Source organism: Streptomyces sp. NPDC093225, assembly GCF_044753805.1.
Lineage (GTDB): Bacteria > Actinomycetota > Actinomycetes > Streptomycetales > Streptomycetaceae > Streptomyces.
Genome location: NZ_JBIVNX010000068.1, coordinates 19,059 through 35,832, shown reverse-complemented (window position 1 = coordinate 35,832; position 16,774 = coordinate 19,059). Strand labels below are relative to the sequence as shown.

Below are 16,774 nucleotides of genomic sequence, written 5' to 3'. Positions count from 1 at the left end.
CCTTCACCGACCCCAGGCTCTGCGCCGCCATCGTCGACCGGCTCACCTTCAACGGCACCATCATCGAAACCGGCACCGACTCCTACCACCTCGCCACCACCCGAGCCCGCGCTGAACAACAGCCGACCACGACCTGACCTGGGCGCACGAGGCTGCGTGAGCATCGTCAGTGCTCACGGCTCCTTGACCACCACCAGCCGCCCACCGTGAAGGCGTTCACCGGCCCAGGATTCGGCAGAGTGCGACGCTCGAACTCATCGTCGATGCGAGCGACCAGCCGGCCGAGATCGCGCCGGGCACCGTGAGGGAGGTCAAGCATGACCTCTTCCAGATCGTCGCGGGCATACTCCACCTCCAGTCCGGGCTGCCAGACCGGGGATGCGTTCAGATAACGGCCGGGTTGCCTGAAGGCCCACTCGAAGCGGGCGAGCGCGTCGGCAACAGCACCAGGCCACATCCGCTCATCCTCGACGCGGCGGACAGCTGCACGAGTCCTCGCGGAAACGCCCCGGATCCGCCGAACTACAACGTGTCTGCGCGGCCGCCACCGCTCATCACGGACGGCCCTCGGGCGCCTACGCGGCATCGCCCTTTCTGATCAACATGCCGCCATCCTGCCACGAACGCAGCCCGCATCGCACGCGTGATCGAGCCCCCGCCACCCAAGGGTGCTCTTATTTCCCACCAACATTCACGGGCTCATCGGTCACTGCGTGATGCCGAAACCCACCAACAAGTGCTCTCGCCTGAAACCTACGCAGCCACACCCACCGAACTTACGAAAGGAGAGGTGAATATTAACCCATACGGAAGCCCCACCAGAACCTACCTGGTGGGGCTTCCGTTTTGCAGGAGAATCCTTTACCCGATGATCAAGCGCCCAAAAGCCGGTCTCGGGAGCGATGGCCTCATCCTAGCTATAGGCATCATGGGAACTCGCCAAGGCCCCAGATACGACCCTAAGGCTGGTACCGATGACTGCCGAGTCCGCCGTCATCATCTGACGGGCCGCAGGAGAGGCCCCACCCCGCGAGCGGAACATCTCCTGCGTCGAACCTTCTTAGAGGCGCTCAAGATTGGACCACAGGGGATCCATGTCAAATTGCGACATGTACTCCTCAAGGATTACGAACGGTGGCTTGCCCGTCGGCTCACCCTCCCATACCGTGTCGCATTCCTCGCACACCATGAAGGTCTCCGACCTTCCGGTGATTCGACACGCAACTACCCAACCTTGTCCACAACGAGGGCACGCTATCACTATTTCTTCCTTACTGCTGCGGGAACGCTGTAATGACTTTACTGGTTCCAGGGACCACAACGATTCGCAGATTCATTTCACCTGCGGTGCCTACCACTCGCCCCATAGGAACGATGTATTTCGCTGGGTCATTGGGGTCGGGCGCGCCGCGTCGCGCCCATCCCTCATCCAGTAGTGACACGATACTCGCTTGATCGGAGTCCATGAACATACTGTGGGACGGCTTCGTCGGGTCGGGAGCTGCATGCGCCATCACGTGATCCAAACGATGGCCGTGAACCGATCCGGGCCCATATATGAGACCTCCTGGGGACTGGAACTTATTCCCGCCGAGGTTTGTGAAACCAACCGGACAAGTTGTGTTGTGGACCAAGACCGGAGTCTCGCCAGCCAGCACATAGTACGTGTGGAGGTCAGCGACCGTGAAGTTGTACGTGGTGGCGTGCCGAGTGAACGGCTGGTTAGCCACCACAATGGCTGGAGATCCAGCGACGGTCCTGAGGGTCATACCGGTCGCGAGGAATCGGGCTTCGACCCAGGCATTGTTCGACGGAGACCAGAAGGGGTGTTCGTGCGTCGCTGTGAGCGGAACTATCCCGGTTTTCGTGGCGATGGAGAGCTTGTTGAAGTGCTTGTCATCTGTCGTGACGATGAGCCGGGATACCTTGCGGTTTGCTGTCTTTCCGGTGCGGGGGTCGGTGGCGCGCACGAGGTCGCCGACCTTGATTTGTTCGATGGGTTTGACAGTGCCATTAGCCATCAGGATCCGGGTGCCTGCAAGGAAGCATTTGCAGTCGACTTTGCGTATGACGTTCCAGATGTTGTCGAGCTGCCTAGGCAGTTTGACCGCGTCGCCGATGAGCGGCACGAAGCCCGCCGTTCCTAGGGCCATTCCTAGCTTGTCTCCCTTGGAGACGGAACGTGCGAGGTCGACCGCGTCGCATCCGGCGCCGATTACGGGGACGAAGCCGCAGAGAGCGAGGAGAATCTCGCCGGCGACGCCCAGTGGCGGCGCCGGTCCCTTCTTCAGTTCGGGTGCGGGGCCCGGGCTGGGGCTGGGGGTGGCGTTGCCCTGTTGTGTATCGATGTCGATCGCGCGGGGCAGTGGGCTTGGACCGATCTTGTAGGTGGCACGGTAGGTGGTCCGCCAGGAGGTCTGGGTGACCGTGACGCTGAGGACGGTGCCGTCGGTGCCCCTGATGTTGGTGGTCTTCTTGTAGGTCCAGTCCCAGCCTCCGTGGCTGTTGAGCCTCCAGGTTTCTATTCCGCCGTTGCAGTAGGCGGATGTTCCGCCGCAGGCGCCGTCGGGCCGGAGACCGGTGGGGTCTGCGAGGGTGACGGGGGTGTTGTTCGCGTAGGCGTAACCGTTGAGGGATTCGTGGTCTTCAGGGGCGAAGACGGGGTCGACGGACAGGAAGCGGCCGATGACAGGGTCGTATTCGCGTGCGCCGACGTGGGTCAGGCCGGTGGTGTCATCGGCAGGCTTGCCGAGGAAGTCCTTGTCGTCGGGCCAGGTGGTGGGTGCGGTACCGCGCCGTTCGCCGAAGGGCTTGCTGTAGCGGCGGGTGACGGCTTGGGTGGTGGAGTCGACGCTCAGGGACGCGGTGCCGTGGTGGTCGTCAACGATCCAGTTCAGGCCGTTGTTGGTGCGTACGGCTGTGCCGTCTCCGATGCCGTAGTAGCGGGTGGCGGAGAAAGTTTGGATGGTGGGGTTGTAGTGGAGTTCTTGGCCGCCGGGGAGGTAGAGGACGCTCTCGTCGGGACCGGTGCGGATGAGGAGGTCGCCGTTGGCGTCGTAGAGGTAGGTGGTGGCCTTTCCGCTTTCCGTGAGGCTGGCGAGGTCGCCCTCGGAGTTCCACTTCAGGGACTGAGTCGCACCGGTGGGGCCCTTGCGGCTCGTGGTGTTGCCGAGTTCGTCGTAGCCGTAGGTGGTGGTCGTGCTCCCGGTTACCGTGCTGGTCAGTTTGTGCGGCTGGCCCGCCCCGTCGGTGTTGACGTCGGGGTAGTTGTACGTGGTGGTGGTGTCACCGCCGCTGGTGTGGACGGTCTGCGTGGCGCGGAGGCCGCCGACCTTGTAGGTCCAGCTGTGCCAGTAAGGGGCGGGCCCGCCGAGCGTCGCGGAGCTGCGGGTGGCGGTGCAGTCGCCGCTGGCTGGGGTCCAGGCTTCGGTGAGGCGGCGCTCGCCGTCGTAGGCGAAGCACTGGTTGTCGTCACTGCCGGCCTTGTTCTTGACCGAGAGGACGTTGCCGGAGTCGTCGTAGGTGTAGTCGACGTCGCTGGTGTAGCCGGCGTTGGTCTGGTCGATGGTGTGGCGGTTGGCCAGGCGGCGGGTGCCGTCCTCGAAGCGGTTGAGGACCTGCATCTGCTTGGCGGTGGTCGAGGTGCCGAGGACGGTTTCCTCGGTCTCGCCGTACTGGGTGTAGCCGACGGAGCGGACGTAGTCGGTCATACCTTCGACGCCAGTGGGCATGCCCAGGTCGTTGTAGGTGTAGCCGACTGCTTCGATCGGGAGGCCACCGATGGCGGGCAGAACCGTGTTCTGAACCGTGCCGTCGAGGTTGTACGCGGTGGGCGTGGTGAATGTCTGCGGCGCGCCAGCGGTGACGAGCGGGTCGGTGGCGGCGAGGACGGTCTTGACTCCCGTGGGCTGGCCCATGGCGTCGTATCCGGTGACGACCTGGGAGTAGATCTTGCCGGTGGTGCCGCCGACGTAGCGGATGGCGGCGGTGGGCTTGCCCTTGGCGACGGTGTCGTAGGTGTACTTGGTCAGCTGGTGCGCGTCGTCCTTGACTCCGTCCCAGGTTCCGGTCTTGCGGCCGAGCTCGTCGTAGTCGTTGAGACGCGTCTTGGTGGCACCGTCCTTGGTGAAGGTGGTGGTGAGGGCCTGGTCGACGTCGTCGTAGGTGGTAGTGGTCGTGCCGGAGTCGGGGTCGGTCTTGGTCACCAGTCGGCCGCGGAGGTCGTAGGTGTAGGTCCACTTCGACTTGTCTGGGCCGGTGATGGCCGCCAACTCGCCACGGGGGGTGTACGTGTACTTCGTGCTCGTGTACGCCGCACCCGTGGGGTTGGGTCCGCTGTACTGGCGGCGTTCGGTCACCTGGCCGAGGGCGTTGGTGATCGTGCGGATACCGGTTCCGCCGGCTGCGGCTGTGACGGCGACCTCGTCCCCGCTGTAGTCCGTGGCGGTCTGCCACTTCAGCTGGCCGTTGACCCGGAAGATCGAGGCCGTGGCGCGGCCGGCGCCGTCGAAGACGGTCTCAGTCGAGGCGGGTACCGAGCCGGGCAGGGTGCCGGCGATGGTCCCGGAAGGTGCGTTGTTGTCGTAGACCTGGGAGTTGGCCATGTAGGCCAGGCCCCGGTCGTCGTACAGGGTCTCCGAGATCAGTCGGCCGCCCGAGGGGGACGGCACCTGCGTCTGGCGCTTGCGCAGGAGGGAGTCGTAGAGCTGGTAGGAGCTGTTATAGGTCTTGCCGTCGGCCTTGAGGGTGTCGGTGCGGACGTAGGAGTTGGATGTCCGGCTGTTGGTGATGTTGTAGGTGTAGGTGATGTTGGCGGCGTCGCCGAGGGTGCGCACGCGGTTGGGCTTCCAGACGGCGACGAGCCGGCCGAGGGCGTCGAAGCTCCACTCGGTGGTCTTGCCGTTGGCGTCCACCAGCTTGGTCGCCAACCCCCAGGCGGGGTCGATGGTGGTGGAGGAGGAGAAGCCCTTGGGGTCGGTGACGGTCTTGGAGGTCAGGGGGCCATAGGCGGTGTCGCTGGGCGTGTAGTCGGTGCGTTCGACGCGCCCGTAGGGATCAGTTGTGGTCAGTACCCTGCCGCCCTGGTCGTACGTGGTCGACGAGAGCGCCTGGTAGACGGGCTGGCCGGATACGTAGCCGGAGAGGCGGTAGCTGGAGGTAGCGTCACCCTTCGTCGGTGCCGTGCCGACTGCCTGGCCGTCGTAGCCGATCGTGACGTCTGAGATCGCCGCGTCGGGCAGAGTCATGGTGGCGCGGTCGTCGCAGCCCACGGAGTAGGACTCGGTGCGGGAAACGGTGCCGACGATCCAGGCTGCGGTGTTGCGCGCGTAGCTAGTGACGGTGCAGGACTCGTCGCCGGTCTTGGCCACGTCGCCTTGGTTGTCCACGCGTACCGGCATGCCGTAGGTGGTGCCGTAGTACGTGGTTGCGGCGTTGGTGCGGGTGCCGGTGCTGACCTTGGTGCGCGTGGTGGTGGTGCGGGGTTTGACCATCCAGGACTCGGTTGTGCCCCAGGTGTAGGTGTGGGAGCCGGTCTTGAGGGTCCAGGGGTCGGTGATGGTGCCGGTGACTTCGTCGGCGCCGTTGTAGGTGATGGTCTCGCGGACGAAGCCGGCCAGCTGGCGGTCGTCGTTGGTGGTCACGCCGGTGGAGGTGGTGACCGTTTCGACACGCGGGGTGCCGTCCAGCTCCTTCTCGCCGTTCAGGCCGCGATAGTAGAGGGTGGTGGTCTTGCCCTTGGGGCCGGTGGCGTTGCCGGTGGTCGTGGTGACCTTCTCGTAGCCGCGCCACTGGGACCAGGTGCGGTTGCTGTCCTTGGTCAGGCCCTCGTCATCGGCGTAGGCCCAGCCAGCTCCGCCGGAGGGGTAGCTGTAGTAGGTCTCCTGGGTGTCGCTTCCGCCCTGGGCGTCTTCTTGGAAGACGTCGGTGACGACGTACTTGTGGAACCAGTCGGTGGTGGGGGTGCCGCCGGCCTGCGACCACTTGATCGGGAAGCAGCGCAGCCCGTTCTTGTCCTCCGAGGCGGGCATCCTCGTGCCGCGGATGCACTCGGGGTCGGAGTAGTTGACGGTGATGACCGAGCCGGTCTCGGTGGTGATGGTGCGCACGCGCCACTTGATGTAGCGCAGGGTGGTTCCACCGCCCTCGACGTGGTTGGGCAACTGGGATCCGCCGAAGACGATCTTCGGAGTGGGGGCGTCGGTGCCGCCGGCCTTGCCGGTGGACTGGATGGAGTCGAGCCAGAGGCTGGGGGCGGAGGCGTCGCCGCTGGGTGGGAAGCTCTGCTCGAGGTGCCAGTTGTCGACCTGGCGCATCGTGGTGCCGGTGCCGGTCCAGACGTAGGTGTTGACGTCCCTCAGGCGGTAGCGGGTGAAGAACGACGGTCCGATCAGGCCCGTGCAGGCTTCAGTGCTGGAGCAGATCTGGTCGAAGGGTACGTCGGGCCAGTCCTTCTTGGTGGTGTCCGTCAGGCTGGTGCAGCCGCCTTCGACGACGCAGCGCTGGCCGTAGGTGAAGGTGACCTGCTGGGCGGCGGGCTTGTCGAAGAGCTGGTCGCTGCGCTGGCCGTAGTCGATGCGCTTGAGGTAGCCCGCGCGGTGGTAGGACGTGCCGGGTGAGGCGACGCCGGACTTGGCGTAGTAGTTGGACTCCTTGCCGTACCAGTAGGTCATGGCGTTGCCATGGGTGTCGACGACGTAGTCGAGGTTCCACTTCCACGCCTGGACGCAGTCGGAGTCGTTGAAGGTGACGCCGTGGCAGGGCTCGCCTGCGTCGTCTCCGAAGACCGGGACGGTCAGGACGGAGTTGGTGACGGGGTCGTCCGGGTTGGTGCCGTTGTCGCTCCAGCCCGGCAGGCGGTGCTTGCCGAAGTAGTACTGGACGCCGTCGGTGGTGGTGACGCGCCAGTACTCGCCGTTCGTGTCGTCGTTGACCGTACCGGTCAGGTGCTCGACCTTGGTGGCGTCGTCGTTCTTCAGCTTCCATGTGCCGCCCGCGGCCTCGGACAGGGCGGCGGCGCTGCAGGCGCCGGTGACCTTGGGGTCGCAGTCGTTGACGAGCTCGGCGGCCTTGCCGTTGAGGACGAGGGTGGCGTTGGCGTACTTCCAGCACAGGTCGCCCTTGCCGGTGTTGCCGTCGTCCTTGCAGGAGGCGTACTTGCGCTCGATGTAGGACTCGGTGATGGAGAAGCCCTCACCGATGACGGAGGTCTGGTTGTTCTCCGCGGCGGTGCGTCCGTCGACGCTTCCGGAGTTGTAGTCGATCGACAGCCTCGGGGCCGGGCCGGCCGTGGCCGGGGGCACGCGCAGCGGGTAGTTCCAGCTGAAGTCTCCGGTGCTGCCGCCCGCCTCCCAGGTGGCCGAGGGGCCCAGCGCGGTGGCGCCGAAGTCACCAGCCGCGGAGGAGGAGTCGCCTTCCGCCGCCAGGACGGTCATGCCGGAGGCCAGCGCCTTGGCGGGTACGTCGGCGGTGAGGGTCTGGGCGGTCGGGTCGTTCTTCGACGGCAGTGGCTGTCGGGTCTGGCAGGCCGGCTTGTTCGGTGTGGTCAGCGCGCAGGCCGGGAGCTGGACGAGCCGGAGGCGGGCGCCGTAGCTGCCGCCGTACATGGAGGCGAAGGAGGAGTAGTTCAGGGACAGGTTCACCGGGCCCGCCTGCGCACCCGAGTTCTTCGGGGTCAGGTCGAGCAGAAGGCCCTTGACGCCCGCCCGCTGGGAGGCTTTGCGGTCATGGACGTGCACGGAGACGCTCGGTGCGTCCGCCGGGGCTGCCTTCGCTGCCTTGCTGGGAATGTGCGGGGTGGTGATGGTGATGGGCAGGCCGCCGACCTGGCCCTTGGCCGCCGTCCCGGGGAGCGGGCTGAGCGTTGCCTGGCCGGCGGTGGGCCAGTGGGCTGCCGCGATGCGGGCGCGCTCGCGCGCGGCTGCGGGGGCGGCCTGGTCGTGGGGGGCCTTCGAGGGGCGGGCCTTGAAGGGCACCACCTTGTTGATCTTCGGCTTGGGCGGGTGCGGCAGCGCTGCAGCTGCCGGTGTGGCTGTGGCAGCGGGGGGCTGGCTCAACAGCGGTGGAAGCAGTGCGAGGGACACGGCCACGGCGGTGCGCCCGAGCCAGCGGCCCAGGGGTGTCCGGGCCCGTGCGCCACGAGCAGCTGATGTCACAGTCGATTCCTCAGACATGTAGGGAAGAACTCCGCACCCTCAGGGCGGGTGGGAGAAGAACAGAAGGTGAGGGGTGTGGCCCCGCCGTGCTCGGCGGGGCCACACGGTCAGCGGCGGCGGGGCTGCTATTCGTTGTCGGCCGTGTACAGCTCGGCGATCTTGGTGCCGCTCATGGCTCCGGCCCACACTCGGATGTGGGAGACGTGGCCGGGGAAGTAGCGCTGGTTGGTGCCGTTGACCAGGCCGCGGCCGACCTCGAACGCGCCCAAGCCCTGCCAGGGGGCGGAGTAGGCGACGCCGTCGCGGCCGTTGAGCTGGGCGGTGTTGACGTAGAGCTTCAGCGCTCCGCGCTGGGCCCCGTCGCCGTCGCCGTCCTTGACGAGCTGCTGCGCGTCGTAGACGGCCGTCAGGCGCACCCACTGGTCCTTGTCCGCTACGCCGGAGTCGGCGGTGATCCACACCGGGTCGCCGCTGTCCTTGGTGGGACGGCCAAGGCGCCACTTGCCCGCCGTTGAGCCGGAGGGCTGGTCGTACCAGATGCCCCAGGAGGAGTGGGTGCCGCCGGACTGGCCCATCACCTGGACGCGGTAGCTCTTGGTGGTGTCCTTGAGCTTCTCGGAGTCCAGCCGGGCCCAGACCGTCGCAGTGAACGACCCCGTCTCGTCCACGATCGGCCCCGGGGCCGTGGCGTAGCCGCTGCTGCCGTTGAGCGCCATGACCTGGCGGGTGGGCAGACCGATGTCGGGGTTGTCGACGGTTGCGGGATCGATGCCGAGGGTGGCGCTCTTGAGGGTCAGGTCCCGGCCGAAGCCGGTGGTGTCCGCGATCACGGTCCCGGAGGCCTTGGTGGCGTCCCAGTCCCCGACCGCCGCGGTGATGGGGTCGCCTGCATCGTTGTCGCTGGCGTCCTCGTCCTCCAGTCGTGCGTCCTGGGCGATCTCGTCCTCGGACAGGGCGCGCTTCCACACCTTGACCTCGTCGATCGAGCCGTTGAAGTGGTCGACGTGGTTGCCGCCCCACAGCACCCGGCCAACCTGGAGACCGCCAGTCGCCTTCCACGAGGGCGCAGCGGAGTGCGCTCCCTGGTAGCGGCCGTTGACGTAGAGGCGGATCTCCTGGTCTGCCGCATCGTAGATGGCACTCAGGTGGGTCCACGCGTTGGCGACTGCCGGCTGATCGGCCACGACGATCTGGGTGGAGATGTTGCCGCTCGTGGAGTCGTAGGGGGAGGTGCGCAGGGTCCAAGTCTTCTTGTCCGTCTGGTAGGACAGGTAGAAGGCGCTGTAGACGTCGCCGTCGATGCCTAGGACAGTCTCGTTTTGCGTGGCGCCTGCGCTCAGGCGGGCCCAGGCGGAGACCGTGTAGGACTTCGAGGTGTCGAGGGGCGCGGTGTCGGTCCTGGCGTACTGGTCGGTGGCGCCCTTGAGCCACAGTGCGCGGGTGCCCGCGCGTTCGCGGTAGGAGTACTCCGAGGCGGCGGTGACTGTAAGGGGGTGCTTCGTCGACGCTGTTGTGGTGTCGTCGCCGTTGCCGTCCATGCCCCAGACGCCGACGGGGTTTTCGGCGCCCTTGACGGCGAAGCTGTAGTAGCCGGTCTGTGAGATGTGCCCGGCGTCGTCGTAGGCCCAGACCTGGAGGGTGTTCTCACCCGCCTGGTTCGGCTCGATGGACTTGGTGTACGAGGTGCCGATCGGGACCGTGACCGGGGCGGAGACGGTGCCGCTGTTCAGGCGCCACTTGTAGGAGGTGACGTCGGACTGGATACCGGAGACGGCGGGATTCGTGTCCGCCGGGGTAAAGGTGAACTTACCCGGGACACCCACACCGCCGGAGGCGGGGTCGGTGTCGGCCGGCTGGTACAGGCCGTCCGCGCTCTTGATGATCGGCGCTGGCGGGCTGTCGGTGTCGATGCGGAAGTAGCACCAAGTCGACCACGACGAGTCCAGGATGCCGGTCTTACCGCGGTCGGTGTAGTAGTAGGCCTGCGTCTTCGCACGCATCTTGTACGTGGTCTGCGCCGGGAGCACCGAGGTTGCCTCGGCGCGAGGGGCGTCATCTGCGACCCAGGTGGTTGGCGGGGAGTTCACCGTCCAAGCTCGAGCGGAGCCGTCGGCCTTCCAGACCTCCATCACGGCGCGCAGCTGGGACTGAGAGCCGTCGCCCGACTGCACGGTCGCGAGCATCTTCGGGGTGGTGGTGCTGGTGATGAACGGGGTGGTCGAGGCGTTACAGGCCCGTCCCGTCGTGCCCTTCTGCACGCCCACCGGATCCGGAGCGCTCGGGTTCGACACGTAGGTGACCGAGAGCTTGGCGTCGTTGCGGAAGCGGGCCCAGGCCGCGGCGTTCGACTCGTCCTGCGCGCGCAGCTCGAGGGTGATGTTCGGCTTCTGGCCGTCGACCATGCTCTGGATCGTGGGGGTGAGGTTCTCGTCCGTCTCACCGCCGCTGACGTTGTCACTGAACCGCAGCCAGTCCGCCGGCTGCGCGGGACCGCAGAGGGTGCTGCGACCCATGGCCGACCACTTGTCACCCATCAGGTCGACGTAGGCGGGCTTGGTGGCGAAACGGGTCGAGGAGGAGATGCCGCGGTTCTCGTCCACCCGCACCAACCAGTACAGCTGCTGGTCGCAGGTGAAGCTCCAGTTCTGGTAGACCTCGAACGTCGCGTCCAGGATCTTCTTCCCGTACAGGGAAGCCAGCGGGTACTCGAAGTAGAGGCGCTGATCGTAGGGGTCGTACGAGCACAGGTAGCCGGCGTAGTTCGAGCAGTGCCCCACACCCTTGTCGCCGCTGAACTCCCAGAACGCGTCCCCGTCAGAGGACAGGGCCGTCCAGTCCGCAGGCGTCAGACCCTTGACCGGCGGGTCGATATAGAGCGGGAAGACCGCGTCCTGGCTGTGAAGGAGGTCCAGGTCGGGCGTGAGCTCCAGCGTCTGTCCTACGACGTTCACCGAGACGTCGGCCGTCTTGTCCCCCGGGCTTGGTGCGTCGGCAGGATCCTCGGATCCTGCGTCGTCCGGCTTCCCGTCGTCAGAATCGGTGGGCGCGTCGGCAACAGGGACCGTGTAGGCAGCTGCCTGCACTGCCGTGGTGCGCGCCGTCTGCACGGATGCGGTCTGTGCTGGAGAGTTCTTCTCGGGGGCCGCCTGGGCCTGGTCGCCGGAGGAGTCCCACATGCGGCCGGCCGGGCTGTCGAAGACCGTCGCCCCGTCCTCGTCCACGTAGCGCAGGCCACCGGAGCGCGATCTGGTGGCCGTCATCCCGTCGGCCTTGACCGACAGCTTCAGCTTCTCCAGATCCGGGTTCTTCGCGGCCTCTGCGGTGTTCACCACGAGGATCTCGGTGAAGCCGGTGGCCACTGCGGTCAGCTTCAGGTCAACCCCGGGAAGCACGTCCTTGTACGTTGCGCTGTCCTCGGCCAGGACCGGCTGAGGCAGCGGCGTCGGCCAGTCCAATGAGAACCGCTTGTCCCCCCTCGTGAGGACCGCCATGTCTCCAGCTGTGCCACCACCGGAGAACTCCACGCGGCTCGTCGTCGACTTCGCCCGCACGCGGCCATCACCCGTCGTGACGAGCGTGGTGTCGATCGGAGCCCACGAGCCATCGTCCTGACGCGCCCGCACCGGAGCCGCACTCGACTCCAGAGTGAACGTTCCGTCCGGGTTCGCGAACACCTGCCGGGACTCCGAACGCCGCGCCAACACCTCCGCACGACTCCCCGACTCCTTCGCACGCTCCGCAGCCTGCTCCTCAGGCGTCGCAGGAGCCTGTGCCGCGGACTCGTCCGTTGCTGAGTCAACGGCCCACGCCGGCACGGTCATTGCCGGAATACCGGTCACCACCACTGCAGTGGCAACAACGGCGCACGCACGCTTTCGCACACGCCAATAGAAGCCCTTCACGGACCACCCCCAGGGCTTATCAAAGCTTTATTTAACTGGAGAAATATCAACTTCCGCTTTGACCACGTCAAGGGTGATCCCCGACACACAGCACCGCATCGCCGCAGGTCAAGGGGGTCAAGCGAGGTATTCGGGTCGGCGATCAGCCAATGGCCACCCCTCGAGCCGCAGATATGCAGGTAGCCACGCATCGGACAAAATTGAACGTTCAGACAGGTATACCCCAGCGACAAAGAACCAGTTATCGCACAACCCTCCCAAATGGAAGACGTGTTCATGACGTCTAGTTTCGTATTTCACGCGGCCCACGAGTGACCTCCAACCGCGTGCCCCTCCCCCGGTGGGGCGTACCCGCTGCGGCAGTCATGTCAGTCCTCAGCGAGGGTGTGCACGACGCTGTGGGGGCCAGTAGCACTGGGCCGCCAGTTCACCGGCCCACCACCTGACATCAGCAAGGTCCCCACCCAGGACCACACCACCCACCCACCTGGCCATCAGTCACGGCAAGCCCCGCTGCAGTGCTCGGCGGCGGACGCCCCGCTGCCGGCCCAGGGTTCCCGCGATCGTCGCGGCTGCCATGGCATCCGGCGCGATCCGCGGCATCCGGTGTCAGGGGGCGCTCACTGCCCGACAACGTGTGCATGGTCGTGCGCGACGGCTCCGCCCACCGAATTCACCGCCCCGGCCCTGACCGCCGTCCGCCCACCGGCCAACTGGCTGGGGGCCCAGTGTGCTGGCGCTGGTCGGCGGCCGCGCGGTGGGGAACGGCGAACGGCTCTTCGACCCGGGGCGGGTCATCCGAGCCACGACGGCACCGCCGCCGGGGGTCCAGGGGCGGCGCAAAAGCATCCACCTATGGCCAATCCGCTCACCGGCCCGGCCCCCTCACGGTTTCGGCCAACCTCCCGGTTAGGATCACGCCATTCTCAGCGGGGGCCACCGGGCAGTCCGGCGCGCACGCGCCCGGTCCGGCACGCCCTCCCGCGCATCCGCCCCGGAGGGCCCCCTTGCCCCGTCACACCCGCGTGCGCCGCGCCGTCCCGGCGCTGCTCTCGCTCGGCCTGCTGGCCGCCACCGGCGCCTCGCTCGCCGGCCCCGGCACGGCGACCGCCGCCGCGACCGCCGCGCCGCCGGTCACCGAGCTCGTCCTGGACGCGCCCGACCCGAACGCGGAACCCGGCGACGACCGGCTGCTCGCCTCCGGCACCACCGGCTTCCTCCACGTCCCGCCGGGCGCCACCGCCCCGGTCTGGACGCGGTACGCCGACCTCGTGAGCGTGCCGCTCCCGGCGACCGCCCCCGTGCCGGCGAGCCCCTCCCGAGGCTGGTACGGCCAGGGCGCCGACCTGGTCGCCCTGCCGAACGACCGCGATCCCGAGAGCCTGACCCTCTGGCGCCCCGACGGCTCGGCGCCGGTCACGGTGGACCTCCAGGGCCGGGAGTACGTGGGCACGTTCGGCTCCACCGTGATCACGCAGGACCTGACGACCTCGGCCGTGGTGCTGACCGACTTCCCGTCCGGCGAGCGGCGCGACCGTACTGTCACGGGCCTGCCGCAGGGCGAGACCGTGACCGTCTACGTGTGGCCGGGGGGCGCGGGCGACACGGCCGGCGCGCTGGTGACCTACCGGATCAGCGAGGAGGGCGAGTTCGACGACACCCGCGCCGGGTACGTCGACTTCGCCTCCGCCGCGCTCACCGACGCCTTCGACGCGTCGGAGGAGTCGATTCCCCTGCTGGACGGCTCACGGGTCGGCCTACTGGACGGCCCGTACCTGGTCACCAAGGAGCGCACGGCCCTCACCGGGCCCGCCAAGACGGTCTCCTTCGAGGAGGAGAACAGCGAGCTGTACCGGCCGAAGTCCGCCGCCCTGCTCGGCGGCTGGGTGCTCATCCACGGTGAGTACGAGACCCTGTACGCCGCCCCGGTCGCCGGCGGCGCCGAGCGCACGGTCCTCCCCGCCGCCCTGACCGCTCTCGTCCCCACGCCCGACGGCCGCGTCCTCACGGTAGGCGGCACCAACGCAGCGGACTGGTGGGTCCAGCGCATCGGCAAGGCCGCCGACGGCAAGCCGGCGGCCGCCGAGCTGCAGAACGTCCCCGGCCCCGGCTACCGCAAGACCGGCATCGCGATCAGCCGCGGCGTGCTGCGGGTGGCCGAGGACCAGACCAGCACGGCCACGGACCGCACCAGCGTCTGGAAGATCGGCAGCTCGCCGACCGCCGGCCTGACGGCCTCGGCCCGTACCGCGGGCACCGAGACCGACGGCCCCTGCCCGGTCTCCTCCGTGAACTGCACCCCGCTGTGGGGCAACGCCGGCTCCGGCGGCGACGTGGTCCAGTACCGCGCCGACGTGGAGGGCGAGCGGGACCGGGTCAGGGCGCTCGACAGCAAGGAGTTCCTGGAGTTCGCCGAGACCACGGGCGGCTCGCTCGCGGACGTGTCCGACGGGTACGTCCTCTTCAACTCGGGCGGGGCCGCGCCGGCCCAGTACGTGGCCGAGTTCGGCCGCCAGCTGCTCAAGCGGTCCGTCCGGACCGCCGCGCTCGACGCCGGTGTCCTGTGGAGCGCCACCTCCACGGCCGGCCGGCTGGAGAAGCGGAGCACGCCCACGAGCAGCGCGGTCACCGTGGAGACCGGCGCGCCCTGCATGCCAGAGGAGCTCCAGGCCCGCGGCCGCTGGCTGTACTGGAGCTGCGGCAGCACCGGTCCCGCGGGCGTTTTCGACACCGTGACCGAGACGTCTAAGGCCGTGCCGGCCGGCGACGTACTGCTCGGCGACGGCTTCACCGTGCGTCACGACCATACCGCCAAGAATCTCGTCCTGACCGACGCGCGGACCGGTACCAGCCGGACCCTCGCCGCTGGCGTACCTGTGATGGGCCTGGCCCTGGACCGCCGCGTGCGCTGGGCCGTCGACGAGTTCACCAACCTGGTGGCCTGGGTCGATGCCGCCGAGAAGGTCCACGTACGGTCGGCCGGCATCGCCCCGTCCCCGCTCACCGTGACGGAGAGCGGCTCGCCCGGCAGCGTCGACCCGAGGTACGCCCCCGTCCGCTGGGACTTCCTGCTCAGCCGTCCCGTGGCCTCCTGGACCATGGCCTTCACCGACCTGGCCGGCACGCCGCTGCGGACCCTCACGGGAGGCGCGGGCCCCGGACGCCTCGCGGTGGACTGGGACCTGAAGACCGCCACCGGCGCCTACGCCCCCAACGGCGGCTTCCGCTGGGCCGTCAAGGCCGTCCCGTACGGCGCGACGACGGCCGTCACCGTCGCCTCGGGTACCAGCAGAGTCTCCGGCGGCGGAGCCGCCCCGCACGACTACGGCAACTTCGAGCAGGGGCCCGACGGCATCGGCGACGTCCTCGCCCATACCACCACCGGCGGCCTCCGTTTCGTGTACGGCGACGGGAAGGGCGCGTTCTACGGCACCGCCACCGGCTCCGGCTGGCCCGCCGGCATCCGCCCCGTACCGATCAAGGACATGAACGGCGACCGGTGCAACGACCTCCTGGTCCGCAACTCGGCCGGCGAGCTGCGCCGGTACACCCCCTCCTGCGGCAAGACGGTCACCCCGTCCACCGCCAGCAAGCTCATCGGCACCGGCTGGAACCAGTACGACGTGCTGACCTCGCCCGGTGACGTGACCGGCGACGGCCGCGGCGACCTGGTCGCCCGCAACGCCACCACGGGCGCCCTGTACCTGTACGCCCGCAACGCCGACGGCGTGTTCGCGGCGCGGAAGCAGGTCCCGGGCGCGTACAAGGCCTACAAGCGGATCACCGGCGCCGGCGACCTCAACGGCGACGGCCACGGCGACCTGGTCCTGCACGACACGGGCAACGAGCTGTGGCGCATGAGCGGCCTGGGCGGCGGGAGGTTCGCCGCGCCCGTGAAGCTCGCCGACAACTGGGGCACGGCGTACAACGCCCTGGTCGGCGCCGGTGACCTGACCGGCGACGGCCGGGCGGACCTGATCGCCCGCGACACGTCCGGCGTCGTCTGGCGCTACGCGGGCACCGGCAAGGGCACCTTCGGCTCCCGCATCCGGATCGCCACCGGCTGGCAGGTGTACGCAGGGCTGTACTAGCTTGATCCCTAACCCGTGCGGCGACGTCGCGGAGTGGTCGACTTCCTGCTCCGGGACGTGGGGGCCCCTTTTACGGGGTGTGTGGACGTCGTGGCGGGTGGGCCGGGTGTTTCGTCGGCCGGGAGGTCGTCCGGGTCCGGGGCGCGGCTGGGTTTCGGTCCCCTGGCCGGGCAGGCGGCGTTGGGGCGGATCGTCCATGTACTGGCGCAGTCCGCTGACCTCGACTCCGATGCCGCGCAGGCCGAGCACCCGCCCTTTGTCCTCCAGCCGGTGACAGACCGCGCTCCACTGACGGCGCCCGGAACGGCGAGGCCGCGCGTGTGGTGCCTGTGACCGCCAGTGTGCGGGGCTGTCCGTCGGCGAGGACCGTACACAGGATCTCGCCGGAGCGATGGATGTCCGGCAGTACCTCGGTCATGGTCCGGCCCAGGAACGCCGCGGCCGGCACCGCGTCCAGGACGCTCTTGCGGTCGACCAGGTCGAGGGGCAGTGCTGCCAGGCAGACGCCACGCAGGAGTAGGACTCTGCTCAGCGGCCCGTGCTTCCGCAGCCCAGGCAACGGAATCGAGGAAGAAGCCGGGCCACGAAGCACCGAGCCACTTCCGGAACCTCCCATTCCCAGTCGCTT

The 16,774-nt window shown here is 68.1% G+C and carries 4 protein-coding genes and 2 pseudogenes; 2 read left to right on the top strand and 4 right to left on the bottom strand.

What is annotated here, in order from left to right; translation table 11 throughout:
* A pseudogene (locus ACIQCH_RS35040) lies at positions 1-137 on the top strand (AAA family ATPase); the annotation flags it as partial.
* Between the two features lie 29 nt (positions 138-166).
* On the opposite strand, the gene ACIQCH_RS35035 reads toward ACIQCH_RS35040, so the two are convergent.
* The 3 genes from ACIQCH_RS35035 to ACIQCH_RS35025 form a co-directional block, all read right to left on the bottom strand.
* Entirely contained in the window at positions 167-457 is a 291-nt protein-coding gene (locus ACIQCH_RS35035) for a hypothetical protein (RefSeq protein ID WP_402587792.1), read from the bottom strand.
* Positions 458-1,271: 814 nt separating this feature from the next.
* Complete coding sequence (locus ACIQCH_RS35030; protein ID WP_402587790.1) at positions 1,272-7,976, bottom strand: RHS repeat-associated core domain-containing protein; 6,705 nt, start codon at positions 7,974-7,976, stop codon at positions 1,272-1,274.
* Between the two features lie 302 nt (positions 7,977-8,278).
* Positions 8,279-11,545: a LamG domain-containing protein gene (locus tag ACIQCH_RS35025; RefSeq protein WP_402587788.1), complete on the bottom strand. Its 3,267-nt coding sequence runs from the start codon at positions 11,543-11,545 to the stop codon at positions 8,279-8,281.
* Between the two features lie 1,517 nt (positions 11,546-13,062).
* Here ACIQCH_RS35025 and ACIQCH_RS35020 point away from each other — a divergent pair.
* Positions 13,063-16,146, top strand: coding sequence for an FG-GAP-like repeat-containing protein (locus ACIQCH_RS35020; RefSeq protein ID WP_402587786.1), 3,084 nt, complete (start codon positions 13,063-13,065; stop codon positions 16,144-16,146).
* An 8-nt stretch (positions 16,147-16,154) separates the two neighbouring features.
* Here ACIQCH_RS35020 and ACIQCH_RS35015 read toward each other — a convergent pair.
* Positions 16,155-16,337, bottom strand: a pseudogene (locus ACIQCH_RS35015) (transposase); the annotation flags it as partial.
* Positions 16,338-16,774 lie beyond the last annotated feature (437 nt).

What these genes read in the sequence shown, in the direction of transcription:
- ACIQCH_RS35035 (WP_402587792.1), bottom strand. Translation starts at nt 457, where the DNA reads ATGTGGCCTGGTGCTGTTGCCGACGCGCTCGCCCGCTTCGAGTGGGCC.